Here is a 16,735-nt window from a genome sequence, read left to right on the forward strand (position 1 = left end):
TAATTATTATTATATAAAATTGTGGGTTGTAATTAAAATCACGATAGCATATAATATAAACAGGCGATAAAATATACATAGATTCAAGAATAGTATATCGTTATAAAATATACGTTCTTTATATCGCTATAGTATAACAAAGATAAGTACAGGAGGGTCTTATGGATTTTTTGGACAGACGTGCAGGCGTTATCTGCAATGAACTGAGAAGACTTGCGGTAAAGCAGAGAAGAAAGATCGACGGGTGGGAATATAAGAAGGGATTCTTTATACACCCGGAAGATGTCAAAGATGATTTAACTGAGTTTGAATCCTTTGACAGCGACAGGATGTATTGGTACGGACCGGATGAACACTATTGGTTCCGGTGTGAGCTTACTGTGCCAGAAGAGTTTGACAATAAACCTCTGTGGCTGCATATCAGCACAGCTATTGAAGGCTGGGCAGGTGGCGATCCACAGTTTTTACTGTTTGTAGATAAGAATCCGCTTCAGGGCGTGGACAGCAATCACAATGATATTCTCTTAAGCCGGGCTGCCATATCCGGTAAAACTTATCTTCTTGAACTGCAGGCATACAGCGGCAGACCCTATGGTGAACTCAAGATGATTGCAGAGGCCAGGGAGATTGATCCTGAGATTACCGGATTATATTATGATATGAAAGTTCCGCTGGAGGCATTCCCAAGATTAGAAAAAGATGGAAAGCCAAGAAGGGACCTGGAAAGAGTTTTGAATCATGCCGTCAACCTTCTTGATCTTCGGACACCCTATTCAGAGGACTTTTACGATAGTGTACATAAAGCTCGAAAATATCTGGATCAGGCATTGTATACTGATCTTGCAGGCTCAGATGAAGTAATTGCAACCTGTATCGGACATACTCATATTGATGTCGCATGGCTGTGGACGGTTGCCCAGACGCAGGAAAAGACAGTGCGCAGCTTTGCAACAGTTTTGAAATTGATGGACGAGTATCCCGGGTATCAGTTTATGTCCAGCCAGCCCCAGCTATATCAGTTCCTTAAAGAACGATATCCAAAGACCTATGAGCAAGTAAAACAGAAGATCAAGGATAAACGCTGGGAGCCGGAAGGCGGTATGTGGGTTGAAGCAGACTGCAATCTGACCAGTGGAGAGAGTCTTGCTCGTCAGTTCTTATATGGAAAGAGATTTTTTAAAGAAGAGTTTGGACTGGACAATGAGATCTTATGGCTTCCCGATGTCTTTGGTTATTCAGGGGCACTTCCTCAGATTATGAAGAAGAGCGGTATCAAATATTTCATGACAACAAAACTTGCGTGGAATCAGTTCAATCAGATGCCATATGACACGTTTATGTGGAGAGGGATTGACGGAACCGAGATTCTGACGCATCTGGTTACGACACTCGGTGTAGGTCAAAGCGAGGATAACTTCTTTACAACTTATAATGGTATGCTGCATCCGGATGCAATCCTGGGCGGATGGCACCGCTATCAAAATAAAGATATCAACAACGATATTCTGATCTCTTATGGCTATGGAGACGGAGGCGGCGGTCCGACCCGGGATATGCTCGAAACTTCCATTCGTATGGAAAAGGGAGTTGAGGGAATACCGAAAGTTCGACAGGCGTTTTCCCATACCTATTTTGAAGAGTTGGAGGAACGGGTAAAGAATCATCCGCGCCTGCCCAGATGGGAGGGAGAACTATATTTTGAATATCACCGGGGAACTTATACTTCCATGGCCCGCAATAAACGTTCCAACAGAAAAGCGGAGCTGCATATGATGGATCTAGAGTTGCTCAGTGTTCTTGCAAAAGAAATGGTCGATTATCCACACGAAAAATTGGACGATCTGTGGAAAGTCATATTGAAAAATCAGTTCCATGATATCCTTCCGGGTTCGGCGATTCACGAGGTGTATGAAGTATCAAAACATGAATATGAGCAAGTGGAAGAAAAGATTGGCATACTGACACAAGAACGATTACAAAAGCTTTTGAAGACGGAAGAAAACAATGCAATTACAATATTCAATACTACCGGATTTGAGCGTGATGACCTTGTGGTTCTTCCCGATTTTGAAGGAAATGCACTTCAAAACTCCAAAGGTGATGTTTTCGATGTGCAAAAGACAAAAGAGGGAGCCATCGCATACATCGAACATCTGCCGTCAAAAGGCTACGAGATATTTACACCCGCTGTCAGAGAGGAGAAATCAAATCCAATTGCATTTTCTGAGGATGGCATAGAGACTCCATATTATATTATAAAGTTCGATGAAAATGGATGCATGACTCGTATCTGGGATAAGGAAAATAAGCGTGAGGTGTTAAGAGAAGGCGAGCATGCTAATCTCTTGCGGATGTATGAAGATAAACCCATGAGTTTCGACGACTGGGATATCGATATTTACTACACAGAGAAATTCTGGGATGTCACTGATCTTGCGAAGGTGGAATGGATCGAGGAAGGACCGATACGCGCAGCCCTGTATCAGGAACGCCGTGTCAGTAACTCGACAATCTGTCAGAAGATATATTTTTACGCAGATTCACGCAGAATCGATTTTGAGACAAAGGTAGACTGGAGGGAGCATCAGCATCTTCTTAAGGTGCATTTCCCAGTCAATGTTCACACGGATGAAGCTACTTATGAGATACAATATGGAAACCTGACTCGCAAGACACACAGCAACACCAGCTGGGACAAAGCTCAGTTTGAATCCTGTGGACAGAAGTGGGCTGACCTTTCAGAAGGACATTACGGAGTAAGTATCCTAAATGATTGTAAGTATGGACACTCCATCAAAGATGGTGTGATAGGACTCACGCTGATCAAGTCAGGCACCGATCCGAATCCCACAGCTGATCAGGAAGTACATCATTTCGCTTATTCTATATATCCACACGCTGGGACGTGGAAAGAGGGTGAGACGGTAAAACAGGCATACTTTTTTAACCAGCCAGTCCTTGTGCATGCTGGAAATGCAAAAAACAGCAGATTTTCTTATGTTTCTGTCGATGCCAGAAACGTTGTACTCGAGACGATCAAAGAAGCAGAGGACAAAGATGGTGTGATCATACGACTCTATGAGTGTGAAAATGCACTGACCAATGCAAGACTGACATTCGATGCTTTGATAAGTTCTGCATGCGAATGTAGTCTGATTGAGGAAGAGACTGCAGAGGTGAAAACAAAAGGAAATACATTGAAATTTGCAATCAAACCATATGAGATAAAGAGTTTTCGGATTCGTTTTTAATCGGGATTATAAACACATATTAGATTGTGGTCTTATAGGAGGTATGACATGATGAAAAAGAGAGCGATTTCCATTTTAATGACAACTTGTCTGCTTTTTGGTCTGGCGGCGTGTGGGGGACCGCCTCCGGGAGAAGAGACAACGGCAACAACATCCGCAAAAACAGAGGTCAAAAAAGGTGAAAAGGTCTATATCACAGAAGGAGCAATTCCGGATCCGGCAACCTTTATTGCGAACCAGCATTCTGAGGCCGGAACTGGAAATTTCGGAGATCTCGCCTATGAGGGACTGATGCGCTATCAGCGAGGAACTGATGATATTCAGATGCAGCTGGCCGAGAGTTACACGAACGAGGGGAATAAGACAATCTTTAAACTCCGGCCGGATGTGAAATATAACGATGGAGAGCCTTTTACAAGTAAAGACATCTGGGCATTTTATGCGATCAATCCAAACACTCCGGTAGAGTATCTTGAGAGCGTGGAGACACCGGACGATTTTACAGTTGAATTTGTCTGGAGAGAGCCTGCGCCGTCGGAGCAGCTTCGAACCATGCTGATCACAAGAGAGATTCATCATGCGAGATGTCCTTACCATATTTATGGAAAATATGCAGATGAGTTGAGCAACCTTTGGGCACAGCTTCCGGATCTTACTCAGAAACAGATTGATGAAGGCGTGAAAGCCCCGTGGGGGAAAGACCGGACGGCGGACCCAAAGACAGCTGCGAAAATCGATGATGTATATAAACAGTACACACACCATGAAGAAAAGGAACATTATGTGATCGGAACCGGTCCCTATGTGAATGTATTGGGACATACCATGAACGAGGCGACATTGATTCCAAATAAGTATTATTGGAATAAAGATGTAAGACTCTTTGACAAAGTCATCATCAAAAAGACAACGGGCGAGACGAAGGCTAACATGATGATGAACGAAGACATCTATGCAATGGACGGAACACTGCCAAAGGATATGACAGAGAAAGTTCTCTCGTCCAACAAGAATGTGATCTATTATCCTATGAAGGATCCGGCATGTATGGGAGTTTATTTTAATACAAAGTCTGAGAGAGTTCCGCTCGATAAGAAGGAATTCCGCCAGGCTCTAAACTATATTGTGGATCGTGAGGCAATCCGTGATATCGGATCCTACCAGTCAGATACTAATCCATATTCTACGACTGTTATTCCGCCTTCGATGCTTGAAAAATATCTGAGCCCGGAAGTCATTGATAAGATGAGAAATTATTCTACAGATCACGATAAAGCGGCAGAACTGCTCGAAAGTATCGGCTGCACCAAGAAGGGCGATGAGTGGCTTAGCCCCGAGGGAAAACCGATGAAGATGGTGGTCGGAATTGATAAGGGATGGTATGTTGCCACACTGATTGCACCTGCACTGGCAAACCAGTTTAAAAAGTTTGGCATTGACTGTGAGGTAAAAGCGATGGATGGCAGCATGTATGGAAAAGCAGCTGATGATGAGCATCAGTTTGACATGAGCTTTGACTGGATGAATATTGCATGGACTTTCAGCCATCCGTTCTTCAGCCTGTCTGAGTTCTTCGATGCGGGAAATGGAATGTTTAAGAAGATGAATTTTCCATTTGATGAGAATCGTAAACTTTCCACTCTGGAATTGGAAGACTGGGATGGGAACAAGTTTAACCCATGGGCATGGACACAGGGCATGCTGCGCGAGAGCGATGAGAATGTCAACAAGGACCATTATGAGAGAATGATCTGGGCGACAAACGAAAATGCTTTCGGCATCAACTTCTTCCAGAACACGACAGGTTACTGGGAAAATATGAAGTATGTTTCCGGGCTCCCCATGCTGGATAAACTGACAGACGACAGATGGATGCCAATTGCAGAAACTGAGGAAGAGGATATCCAGGTTCGTAACCTAAATATCGGACAGTCTGGATATATTCGTAAAATGTGGATGCTGCAGCCGCCCGAAGACAAGGAGGAGGGCAAATGAAATCCCGATACTATATAAACAAGATCGGCATGGCTATCCTGACTATTATACTTTGTTCTATTCTGACTTTTGTACTGTTTCGCCTCATGCCGGGTGATATCTTCACCGCAAAGGCACGTGATATGGCAGTCGAGAGAGGAATTCCACTGGAGGAAGCCAGAAAACTGGTTGTCAGCCGATATAACTATGATCCGAAGGAACCGATCCTTTCGCAGATGAAGCGCTACTATGGCGCTCTTCTGCGGGGCGATATGGGGAATTCCATGTCGAATTATACGGTAAAAGTCACTTCAATTATTGGTTACTATATGCCGTGGACACTGTTTCTGGTTTCGATTGCACTCATACTAAGTTACTTACTGGGCACATGGCTGGGAAGTATTATGGCATGGAAACGAAAATCTGTGGTGAGTGCTCTGATTGCTGGGTATACAACAATTGTAAATGCAATTCCGCCGGCACTTGTGCCGACACTCGTCCTGGCTATCTTTGCATTTGGACTGAGGTGGTTTCCGATCCAGGGGGCTTATTCTTCGAATCTGACCCCGGGATTTAACTTCACATTTATCAAAGATATGCTCTGGCATGCGGTGCTGCCGGTGTTTGCCTATACCTGTACACAGATCAATACCTGGGTGATGAACATGAAAGGAAGTTGTGTCAGTGTTATGGCTGAGGACTATGTCTCCGCCGCATATTCCCGGGGAATCTCGAGTAAAAGGATACGGAATAAATATGTGAAAAAGAATGCATCCCTGCCCCTTTATACCTCACTGGCAATCAGTTTTGGGTCTATGCTTGGAGGCGCAACCTATATGGAAGGACCATTTGCCTATCCGGGAATCGGATCACAGCTCGGCGCAGCCCTTGGAAACCGTGATTTTACTGTCTGCCAGGGAATTCTTCTGATTACGACAACTGCAACGGTTGTGGCAAGTCTTGTGGTAGATCTGCTTTTACCGAAACTTGATCCGCGTGTAAAAGCTGAGGACTAATAAGGAGGGGAATAATGAATACAATCAAATCGTTTTTCAAGACGATGTATCAAAACAAACAGGCTTTCGTCGGAATGATTATTCTTATTTTCTTTATTCTTACAGCAACAGTAGGGACAAAGGTTGTGCCGCTGGATCTGGGGACGGATTTCGAAAACCGTTATCAGATGCCTTCACTTTCTCACCCCCTGGGAACAGATTATGTGGGAAATGATCTGTTTCAGCAGATCGTTCATGGAACAAAATCGGTGCTGTACATTGGACTTCTGGCATCGCTTTTCACTGTGGCATTGGGCTTCTTTTTGGGAGCCCTCGCCGGTTTTGCGGGAGGTGTTGTAGATCGAATTATATCACTAGTGGCGCAGATTTTGATCAGTGTACCGATTTTTCCGATTCAGCTGATTATCGCTGTTGTCTTTCCGATCAAAAGTACCGTTATGCTGGCGGTAGTTCTTGCAATTTTAAGCTGGGCACAGCTTGCAAGAAATGTCAGGTCGACGATCCTTTCTCTAAAGCAGAGAGAGTTCGTCCTTGTTGACAGGATTATGGGTATGCCCCAGTGGTATATCATATTTAAAGAAATTCTGCCAAATGTGACTTCTTATCTGGCATCGACATTTGTACTGAACACGAATGCAGCTATAGCATCCAGTGTTGCGCTGATGATGTTAGGGATGGCTCCCTATGATGTCACACACTGGTCGATTATCCTCTCCAACGCCACAGCACAGGCGGCAAGCGGAATGAACACAGCGGGAATCTTCAATATGCTGGTTCCGACTTTGGCGTTTGTGCTCCTGCAGATGTCTCTTATCTTCTTCGCAAATGGCCTGGATGAGGCACTGAATCCGAGACTGCGTTCTGCCGCAAGTGCCAAAAAAAATAAAAGGAGGATAAGTCCGAATGCCGCCTAAAGAACAGATAACAAGTAGTATGAAATCAGATGTTTTCGGGGAGATCAGTTTAAAAATAGAAGATTTGTGTGTTGACTTTTTGCTGTCAGGCGGGGATCTCCGCGCAGTCTATCATCTGGACTTTGAACTTCCGGCACATAAGATGACAGGGCTTGTCGGGGAAAGCGGCAGTGGGAAAACAACGCTCACAAGTGCTATTCTCCGCTCGGTATCGACGCCGGGTGAGATCACACAGGGCAAAATTTTTTTCGAGAATCAAGATGTTTTGAAACTTTCCGATGAGAAGCTGAGAAGGTTTCGGTGGAATGAGATAGCTATGGTTTTTCAGGCGGCTCAGAACTCTTTAAACCCCTCAATGACCATCCAGGAACAGTTTGCGGAAACAATTATGGCTCACCGAAAGAACATAAGTAATAAAGAGATGATGGAGATTTCCAGAAAACTTTTAAAGCAGGTGAAACTGGAACCAGAACGCATCTTAAGATCCTATCCTCATGAGCTTTCCGGCGGGATGAAACAGAGAGTGATGATTGCATTTGCGCAGCTGCTCGATCCGCCTGTTCTTCTGCTCGATGAACCGACGACAGCGCTCGACGTCATTACACAGGATTACATATTTACCCTTATTAAACAAATGCACGACCAGACCCATAACACCATGCTGCTCTCCACCCATGACATCGCAATCGTTGCGAGAGTCTGCGATTATATGGCCGTGATGTATGGTGGACGAATTGTCGAGATGGGGGATATTTTCACGATGTTTGAAAGCCCACTGCATCCCTACACACAGATGCTGATCAAGGCGGCACCTTCTCTCGTTGGGGAATTAAAGGAACGTGTTGCGATTCCGGGCTCTGCTCCAGATCTCATGAAGCATCACGAAGGATGTATCTTTGCCGACCGATGTCCTTACTGTTATGACCGGTGCCAAAGCGAAGAGCCGAAACTTAAGGTTGTCGGGGAAGAGCATCTGGCGGCTTGTCACAGAGCCGATATTGGGAAGGAGGGCAGGTGATGGAAAAAACAGCACCGATTGTAGAACTTTCACACGTAGAGGTCAATTTCAAGAAAAAGGCCGGACTGTTCAAGAAAGCAGACTATGTAAACGCACTGCATGATATTAATCTGTCTATCTATCCAGGGGAAGTCGTCGTTCTCGTAGGGGAGAGCGGAAGCGGGAAGACAACTATGGCGAATGTGATCGCCGGCATCGTACAGCCGACCTCGGGTAAGGTATTTTTCAAGGGCACTCAGGTGCCGAAAATGAATCAGGAGCAAAGGGAGGAGTACCGAAGCAGGATACAGATGGTGCAGCAGGATTCCTATGCCTCCTTAAATCCGATGCGCAGGATGATTAAAACACTTGGAGATCCGCTTGTAATTAAAAAGTATTCCGACAAGAAAAACGTCGAGGAAAAAGTCTCTCATTTTCTAAATACCGTTGAACTGACACCGCCAGAAAACTTTCTGCAGAAATACCCACATCAGCTTTCCGGAGGGCAGAGACAGCGTATGTTGATTGCACGCGCAATTTCCATGAATCCTGAACTCCTTCTCGCCGATGAGCCGGTTTCCATGATTGATGTATCGCTTCGCGTTTCCGTGCTGAACCTACTTGCAATATTAAACCAGAGGGACAACATTGCAATTACCTACATTACACATGACCTGGCAACGGCACGTTATGTGGGGCAAAATGGAAGAATTGCAGTGATGTATCTGGGGCAGATCGTTGAAACCGGGAATCTGCAGGAGGTGCTTTCGAATCCACAGCATCCCTATCTTCGTGCTCTGCTTGCTGCTGTGCCGATCCCGGATCCGAGGGTTGCAAGGCAACCCAGGGAGACCAATATTAAGACTATGGAAGAGATCGAGGAGGGAATTCCTCATGGCTGTCGTTTTCACAACCGCTGTCCTTACTGTAAAGAAATCTGTAAAGAAAAGAAACCGGTTATGGAGAAACATGGTTTTTCTATGGCTGCATGCCATCGAATAGCGGAACTGCCGCCGTTTTCACTTTATCAGGCTTCAAGGAAGGAGGACAATCATGAAGGATAAAGAGGAGTCTTATCAGGGATTGACAGAACTTGATGAGTTAGTGATCACTCAGGCAAAACCCTATCTGTCTGCTTCCATTCTCTGCTGTGTTCTTTCGATATTCTGCCTTTTTATTATAGGAGTACAGCCGAAAGAGCCAGGATTCTGGCTTTGCATCCTGACTTTTCTGCTAAATGTATTGTTTATAGCAGGAGTTTACAAAAAGACTCATAAAATTAGAAAGACGTAATAAGATATGATCAAGAATTGACATACTGGTCCTTTCAGTCTACAATAAATATTAACTAACTGTTTGATGATTTCGGAAGGATTATAATGAAGTTTTTATATCGATACGTGAAGCCGTTTGCAGGTATCATGCTGGTCGGTCTTTTTATCAAGACGATTGGCACGATGTCTGAACTGGCTTTGCCCTATATTCTAAGTTACATACTTGATGAAATTGTTAAATCAGACGGGCGGATCTCGATGATTGTTCTGTGGGGCTGCCTGATGATTTTTTTTGCGTTGCTCGCGCTTGCATGCAATGTTAAAGCCAACCGTATGGCATCGAAAGTTTCCAGGGACTGCACGGAAAATGTCCGCCATGATCTGTTCTATCGCACGATGACCCTGTCCGGCCACCAGATTGATACCTTTACAATCCCTTCACTTGAGTCAAGGATTACCACGGACACTTATAATGTTCAGAATTTTATCAACAGAATTCAGCGCCTGGGTGTACGGGCTCCGATTTTGCTCTTCGGTGGGATGATTGTGACGCTTGTCATGGATTCGTATCTGTCACTTGTCATGTTCGGGGTTCTTCCGGCAATCTTTCTGGTTACACTGTTTGTCTCGAGAATTGGCGTAAGGCTCTATACGGGAGTACAGAAGGCCGTAGACAACATGATCCGTGTTGTCCGGGAGGATTCTCAGGGAATCCGTGTAATCAAGGCATTATCTAAAGTAAAGAAAGAACACCAAAGATATGATCAAGTCAACCAGAAATTGGTTCGTGCTGAGAGAAAAGCAGGCCTTGTCATGGGATCGGCAAATCCGATTATGGATTTACTGATGAATCTTGGCATCATCTTTGTAGTGCTGCTCGGGGCTTACCGTGTAATGGGACGCCAGACACAGCCGGGAAAGATTGTGGCATTTACACAGTATTTCACCATGATTTCGACTGCACTGATCTCTGTTACGCGTATGTTTATGATGTATACAAAGTTCTCTGCGTCCGCGATTCGAATCAAGGAGGTTGTGGATGCGCCGATGGGGCTGACACCACTTTCCGAAAAGAAATACCCCCCTATAAATGAAGAAGGCTATCTTGTCCTTGACGACGTCTCATTTGCATATCCAAATAGCAAGGAAACACTTCAGCATATATCATTTTCTCTGCCCCGCAGATCATCACTTGGAATTATTGGTGCCACAGGAAGTGGAAAGACGACGCTGATCAATCTGATTATGCGTCTCTACGATGTGGACTCAGGAGCTGTAAGGATCAAAGGGCGCGATATCCGCACAATACCGGAAGAGGAACTTCATCATATCTTTGGCATCGCCATGCAGAATGATTTCTTGTATTCAGATACGATTGAAGAAAACATCAGCTTCGGACGAGATCTTCCTCATGAGAGCGTTGTCCGTGCCGCGAAAATAGCACAGGCGGATGATTTTATCATGTCATTTTCCAAAGGATATACGTATGTATTGAATCAGAAGGCGACAAATCTCTCCGGTGGTCAGAAACAGAGAATTCTGATTGCCCGGGCACTTGCGGCAGATCCGGATATCCTGATTTTGGACGATTCCTCCTCAGCCTTGGACTACAAGACGGATGCGGCACTTAGACAGGCGATCGCCAGACATCACAATGATGCAACACAGATTATAGTTGCGCAGAGAGTCAGCTCGGTTAAGAGCTGTGATCAGATTCTTGTTCTGGAGGAGGGAAAGATTCTGGGACTGGGTGATCATGAACATCTGATGAAAACATGTGAGGTATATCGGGAGATCAGTGAATCGCAGATGGGAGGAAATTTTGTTGAGTGAGAAAAAACAAGAAGACGGGGCAAAACAAAAAAAGTCTCATATCTTACAGCGGCTGATCGGATATATGATGGATCAGTGGCCGCTTGTGCTTATGTCTGTCCTTTTGGCTGTTTCATCAAACTATCTTGCTCTTTTGGGTCCCAGGTTTCTGGGAAATGCGATTGATGCTATCTCGGATGAGAGGGGGGTGCAGATGGATATCGTCATGCAAAGTTTCTGGCGGATGCTCATCTGCTATGTGCTAGCAGCGATGTTCGCTTATCTGCTGAATTTTTGCATGGTAAATCTGAGCCAGAGAATTACTTACCGAATGAGAAAACAGCTGTTTGAGAATCTGACAACCCTTCCAATATCTTATTTCGATACACATACGACCGGTGATATCATCAGCCGTATATCTTATGATGTTGATACGGTTAATGAAACCTTGTCTTCCGATTTGGTACAAGTGCTCGCCAGTGTATATACGGTCTTTGCAGCACTGTATTTTATGATTAAAATATCAAAACCTCTGATACTCGTATTTGCCGTTACCGTTCCGATTTCTGTAATCTTTACCAGGGTGAAAGCGAAAAAGATACATCCCCTGTTTCGCAAGCGTTCACGCAAACTCGGAGAGCTGAACGGTTATGCGGAGGAGATGCTCTCCGGTGCGAAGACAATTGGTGTCTACGACAGAGCAAAAGTAATCACAGACAGATTTGATCAGAGAAATAAAGAAGCGGTAGATGCCTATTATGATGCCGAATATTATGGTGCCATGATTGGCCCGACGGTCAATTTTATCAATAACCTGTCCCTTTCGCTGATTATGATATTTGGAGGGATTCTTTACCTCTTATCACAGAGTAATACGGTTGCAGCAGGCTCTATCTGGTTTATAACAATCGGCGGGGTCACCCAGTTTGTGATGTATTCCAGAAGATTCACCGGACCAATCAATGAATTCGCCAATATCATCAGCGAATTCCAGTCGACCTTAACGGCCTCTGAACGAATCTTCCGTATCATCGATGAAGAACCTGAGAAGGCAGATAAGCCAGGGGCAAAGGAACTTACAGACGCCGCAGGTGAGGTTGAATTAGATGATGTCAAGTTTGGATATAACCCAGACAAAACGATCATTCACGGTCTGTCGATCGATGCAAGACCGGGCCAGACGGTGGCAATTGTGGGCCCTACGGGCGCCGGGAAAACCACCATTATCAATCTTCTGATGCGGTTTTACGATGTGAATGAGGGAGAGATCTTCGTCGATGGGAATGAAATACGTGATATGACAAGGGACAGCCTGCGTGGTTGTTATACGATGGTGTTGCAGGATACATGGCTTTTTTATGGAACAATATTGGATAATATCATCTACGGAAATGAAGATGCAACGATGGATGAGGTGATTGCCGCCGCAAAAGCCGCAAGAATCCACTCTTATATCGAACATCTGCCGGATGGATATCAGACCATATTGTCTGACGATGGTGTCAATATATCAAAGGGTCAGAAACAGCTGATTACGATAGCCCGCGCGATGCTGCCAAAAAGCCGAATGTTGATCCTCGACGAGGCAACTTCAAACGTAGACTCACGTACAGAATTTAAGATCCAGGAGGCGATGGCTCTTCTGATGAAGAATCGTACCAATTTTGTCGTTGCGCACCGCCTGTCCACAATCAAGAATGCCGACAAGATTCTGGTGATCAAAGATGGAGATGTCATAGAACAGGGAACTCATGAAAAACTTTTGAAGGAAGATGGGTTTTATGCGAAGTTATATAATAGTCAATATTCATGATACCAGGGTCCCAAGTGCGGAGTAATCCGTGTATCATAGGGGTCAAATTACTTTTGACCCCAACATCTATTCATAAGAGGAATTTACTTCAAGTGATCGAGAATAAAAAAAGAGCCTTTCCAGGCTCTTGGGATTTTTATATCGGGAGAATAGCTTCCCTGTCATACACACTGCAAGCGGAAACTCCAAATCACTAATTGCGGAGGAAGTGATCGGGAATATACAGGTGCATGAACAGTGGAAGTATTCACCCTGCCGTTTCATGCAATGCATAAATTCCGCTCCAAGGTCCCGTTAGGATTAAACGTCCCTAATCGGGTATTCCATATCGAATGGATAGATGGAAAACTTTGCTCGGAAGCTTCAACCTTTGACAGACTGAGCAGGTTTCCTGGCTTACAGATCAACGCCTGACGCTCCTTCTCATACAAAAGTACAATGGATTCTGCGCCCTGCTTTCTGCTTACAGTGACCGGATCGCTTGGGATTTACACCCAGATTCCCTTTTCACCACTACATCGTGATGCACTCAGAATGCTGATATGAAATTTATACATAAACATATCATAGCACTACGAGTGAAATGTGTCAAGAAAGTTTAGAGAATGCAGAATGTTTCTGTTAAAATAGTGAAGGACCGAAAGAACTCTTGACAAATAAAAAAAAGTCTTCTATGATAAACAAATATAAAAGTGTTGAGAAAGAGGAGTACGCAGTACCTGCCGCCTAAGAGAGGATGATTCGCCGGCTGTAAGATCGTCCGGAGGGCAAGCTGCGGAAGGTAGCTTTTGAACTGAGATGCCAAAGACAGGCGAATTGTAAAGCCTGATTGTGTAGGCATTTCCGGTTGTCCCCGTTAATAGACAATAATGAGAGATAAACAAAGGTGGTACCGCGGAGTTTTCCGCCCTTTTGGTGTAAGACCGCGGTCATGACCTGTTACAGTAATGAGTGGGAACAAGATTGCGCGTCTGGCACATATTTTGTTCCCATTTGACGTTATTGTAAAGGAGAAAGAGATGAGTAAAGAGCTTGCCAAGACCTATGATCCAAAAGGTCTCGAAGACAGATTATATCAAAAATGGATGGATAAGGGGTATTTTCATGCAAAGGTAAACCCAGATAAGAAACCGTTTACCATCGTGATGCCTCCGCCGAATGTGACCGGCCAGCTGCATATGGGTCATGCACTGGATAATACCATGCAGGATATCATTGCGCGCTTTAAAAGAATGCAAGGATATGAGACTTTGTGGCAGCCGGGCACTGATCATGCTGCAATCGCCACAGAAGTCAAGGTGACGAACATGCTGCGCGATAAAGGCATCGACAAAGAGGAAATCGGCCGCGATGAATTTCTGAAATACTGCTGGGAGTGGAAAGAAAAGTATGGAGACCGTATCGTGGAACAGCTCAAGAAGCTGGGATCTTCTGCAGATTGGGAGAGAGAACGCTTCACTATGGACGAAGGCTGTTCCAAGGCTGTCGAGGAAGTTTTTGTAAGACTGTATGAAAAGGGCTACATCTATAAAGGTTCAAGAATCATCAATTGGTGTCCGGTCTGTCAGACGTCACTTTCGGATGCTGAGGTAGAACATGAAGATCAAAATGGACATTTCTGGCATATTCATTACCCGATTGTGGGAGAAGAAGGCCGTTTTGTGGAGATTGCGACCACCCGTCCGGAGACGATGTTGGGGGATACTGCCGTTGCAGTGAATCCAACCGATGAGAGATACCAGGATCTGATCGGGAAAATGCTGAAACTGCCGCTTACTGACCGTGAGATTCCGGTTGTGAAAGATGAGTATGTTGATAAAGAGTTTGGAACAGGCTGCGTAAAGATTACACCGGCTCATGATCCCAATGATTTCGAAGTCGGAAAACGTCACAATCTGGAAGAAATCAATATCTTAAATGATGACGGAACAATGAATGAGCGTTGTGGAAAATACGCCGGGATGGACCGCTACGAGGCCAGAAAGGCAATGATCGAGGATCTGAAAAAGGAAGGACTTCTCGTGAAGACGGTGGAGCATGTACACGCGGTTGGAACACATGACCGCTGTCATACAACTGTGGAGCCGATGGTGAAACCTCAGTGGTTCGTAAAGATGGATGAGATGGCAAAAGCGGCGAAAGATGCCTTGAATAACGGAGAACTTAACTTTGTTCCGGAACGTTTCGACAAGACATATCTGAACTGGCTTGATAACATTCATGACTGGTGTATCTCCAGACAACTCTGGTGGGGCCATCGGATTCCTGCATATTACTGTGATGACTGTGGTGAAGTAGTCGTGAAGAAGGACGGGGCGCCGGACGCTTGTGAAAATTGTGGATGTACACATTTCACTCAGGATCCGGACACCCTGGATACGTGGTTCAGCTCAGCACTGTGGCCGTTTTCAACACTTGGATGGCCGGACAAGACACCAGAACTTGAATATTTCTATCCCACGAATGTCTTGATTACGGGTTATGATATTATCTTTTTCTGGGTGATCCGCATGGTGTTTTCCGGAATTGAACAGACTGGACAGGTGCCGTTCGACCATGTTCTGATGCATGGACTGGTTCGCGATTCCGAGGGGAGAAAGATGAGCAAATCTCTCGGAAATGGCATTGACCCACTTGAGGTGATTGACAAGTATGGTGCCGATGCTCTTCGCATGACGCTGATTACAGGAAATGCACCGGGAAATGACATGCGTTTCTACTGGGAGCGTGTAGAAGTAAACCGCAATTTTGCGAATAAAGTATGGAATGCTTCCAGATTTATCATGATGAATCTCGAAAAAGCTGAATTGCCCGATACAATCAGGAACAGCGAGCTGACAAGTGCCGACAAGTGGATCTTAAGTAAAGTAAATACACTGACCCGGGAAGTGACAGATAATCTTGAGAAGTTTGAGCTTGGAGTTGCGGTGCAAAAAGTTTATGATTTCATATGGGAAGAGTTTTGCGATTGGTATATCGAGATGGTGAAACCGCGTCTTTACAGCGAAAACGATACATCAAAGGCGGCTGCACTTTGGACATTAAAGACCGTTCTTTGCGATGCACTGAAACTGCTTCATCCTTATATGCCTTTTATTACAGAGGAGATTTACTGTACTCTAAATCCAGGGGAGGAATCCATTATGACTTCATCATGGCCGAAGTACAAGGATGAATGGAATTACCGGGATGATGAGGAAGCTGTTGAAATTATCAAGGAGGCAGTTCGCCAGATTCGCACGGTGAGGAGCGAGATGAATGTTCCCCCGAGCAAAAAGGCATCGGTATATGTTGTATCTGAGAACGAGAAGATTCGCGATGTCTTTATGAACGGTAAGATCTTCTTTACTTCCCTAGGCGGAGCCAGTGAGGTGTTAGTACGTGAGAACAGAGATGGTATCGCGGATGATGCACTCTCCGCCGTGATTCCGAATGCGACAATCTATATTCCTTTCGCAGAGCTCGTAGATATTGAAAAAGAGATCGAACGTTTGAGAAAAGAAGAGCAGCGTCTTAAAAAAGAGATTGCACGTTCACATGGCATGCTTGGCAATGAAAAGTTTCTGAACAGAGCACCTGAAGCTAAAGTTCAGGAAGAAAGAGATAAACTGGAGAATTATCGGCAAATGATGGATCAAGTGAAGGAACGGCTGGCACAGCTATCCTGAAAGAATGATCCTGTGA

Annotated in this window: 10 protein-coding genes, 1 riboswitch and 1 other annotated feature; all 10 genes read left to right on the forward strand. The window is 44.8% G+C overall.

Translation table 11 applies throughout. The features are described from left to right. Window positions 1-161 precede the first annotated feature (161 nt). The 10 genes from INP51_RS01815 to INP51_RS01860 all read left to right on the forward strand — a co-directional run bounded on the left by INP51_RS01815 (window position 162) and on the right by INP51_RS01860 (window position 16,719). Entirely contained in the window at window positions 162-3,251 is a 3,090-nt protein-coding gene (locus INP51_RS01815) for an alpha-mannosidase (RefSeq protein ID WP_193736057.1), read from the forward strand. A gap of 48 nt (window positions 3,252-3,299) precedes the next feature. Next, entirely contained in the window at window positions 3,300-5,246 is a 1,947-nt protein-coding gene (locus INP51_RS01820; protein ID WP_193736058.1) for an ABC transporter substrate-binding protein, read from the forward strand. Beyond that, the gene (locus tag INP51_RS01825; protein ID WP_193736059.1) at window positions 5,243-6,241 is read left to right on the forward strand and encodes an ABC transporter permease; all 999 of its coding nucleotides are present in this window, start codon (window positions 5,243-5,245) and stop codon (window positions 6,239-6,241) included. The genes INP51_RS01820 and INP51_RS01825 overlap by 4 nt, the downstream gene beginning before the upstream one ends. A gap of 14 nt (window positions 6,242-6,255) precedes the next feature. After that, window positions 6,256-7,155: an ABC transporter permease gene (locus tag INP51_RS01830; RefSeq protein ID WP_193736060.1), complete on the forward strand. Its 900-nt coding sequence runs from the start codon at window positions 6,256-6,258 to the stop codon at window positions 7,153-7,155. Further along, window positions 7,145-8,173 carry an ABC transporter ATP-binding protein gene (locus INP51_RS01835; RefSeq protein WP_193736061.1) on the forward strand — a complete coding sequence of 343 codons (1,029 nt, stop codon included), beginning with the start codon at window positions 7,145-7,147 and terminating at the stop codon, window positions 8,171-8,173. Before INP51_RS01830 ends, INP51_RS01835 begins: the two co-directional genes overlap by 11 nt. Further along, window positions 8,173-9,216 carry an ABC transporter ATP-binding protein gene (locus INP51_RS01840; RefSeq protein WP_193736062.1) on the forward strand — a complete coding sequence of 348 codons (1,044 nt, stop codon included), beginning with the start codon at window positions 8,173-8,175 and terminating at the stop codon, window positions 9,214-9,216. Before INP51_RS01835 ends, INP51_RS01840 begins: the two co-directional genes overlap by 1 nt. Further along, on the forward strand, window positions 9,206-9,445 hold the full coding sequence (locus INP51_RS01845; protein WP_193736063.1) for a hypothetical protein: 240 nt from the start codon (window positions 9,206-9,208) through the stop codon (window positions 9,443-9,445). Before INP51_RS01840 ends, INP51_RS01845 begins: the two co-directional genes overlap by 11 nt. A gap of 86 nt (window positions 9,446-9,531) precedes the next feature. Next, window positions 9,532-11,259 carry an ABC transporter ATP-binding protein gene (locus INP51_RS01850; protein WP_193736064.1) on the forward strand — a complete coding sequence of 576 codons (1,728 nt, stop codon included), beginning with the start codon at window positions 9,532-9,534 and terminating at the stop codon, window positions 11,257-11,259. Further along, on the forward strand, window positions 11,252-13,051 hold the full coding sequence (locus tag INP51_RS01855) for an ABC transporter ATP-binding protein (RefSeq protein WP_230406851.1): 1,800 nt from the start codon (window positions 11,252-11,254) through the stop codon (window positions 13,049-13,051). Before INP51_RS01850 ends, INP51_RS01855 begins: the two co-directional genes overlap by 8 nt. A 364-nt stretch (window positions 13,052-13,415) precedes the next feature. Next, window positions 13,416-13,599: riboswitch (cobalamin riboswitch) on the reverse strand. Window positions 13,600-13,737: 138 nt separating this feature from the next. Next, window positions 13,738-13,966: a binding site (T-box leader), on the forward strand. Window positions 13,967-14,070: 104 nt separating this feature from the next. Continuing rightward, window positions 14,071-16,719: a valine--tRNA ligase gene (locus tag INP51_RS01860; protein WP_193737200.1), complete on the forward strand. Its 2,649-nt coding sequence runs from the start codon at window positions 14,071-14,073 to the stop codon at window positions 16,717-16,719. Window positions 16,720-16,735: the final 16 nt, after the last annotated feature.

The organism is Blautia liquoris (genome assembly GCF_015159595.1).
In the GTDB taxonomy this organism is placed as follows: Bacteria; Bacillota; Clostridia; order Lachnospirales; family Lachnospiraceae; genus Novisyntrophococcus; species Novisyntrophococcus liquoris.

What these genes read in the sequence shown, in the direction of transcription:
- INP51_RS01815 (WP_193736057.1), top strand. Translation starts at nt 162, where the DNA reads ATGGATTTTTTGGACAGACGTGCAGGCGTTATCTGCAATGAACTGAGA.
- INP51_RS01820 (WP_193736058.1), top strand. Translation starts at nt 3,300, where the DNA reads ATGATGAAAAAGAGAGCGATTTCCATTTTAATGACAACTTGTCTGCTT.
- INP51_RS01825 (WP_193736059.1), top strand. Translation starts at nt 5,243, where the DNA reads ATGAAATCCCGATACTATATAAACAAGATCGGCATGGCTATCCTGACT.
- INP51_RS01830 (WP_193736060.1), top strand. Translation starts at nt 6,256, where the DNA reads ATGAATACAATCAAATCGTTTTTCAAGACGATGTATCAAAACAAACAG.
- INP51_RS01835 (WP_193736061.1), top strand. Translation starts at nt 7,145, where the DNA reads ATGCCGCCTAAAGAACAGATAACAAGTAGTATGAAATCAGATGTTTTC.
- INP51_RS01840 (WP_193736062.1), top strand. Translation starts at nt 8,173, where the DNA reads ATGGAAAAAACAGCACCGATTGTAGAACTTTCACACGTAGAGGTCAAT.
- INP51_RS01845 (WP_193736063.1), top strand. Translation starts at nt 9,206, where the DNA reads ATGAAGGATAAAGAGGAGTCTTATCAGGGATTGACAGAACTTGATGAG.
- INP51_RS01850 (WP_193736064.1), top strand. Translation starts at nt 9,532, where the DNA reads ATGAAGTTTTTATATCGATACGTGAAGCCGTTTGCAGGTATCATGCTG.
- INP51_RS01860 (WP_193737200.1), top strand. Translation starts at nt 14,071, where the DNA reads ATGAGTAAAGAGCTTGCCAAGACCTATGATCCAAAAGGTCTCGAAGAC.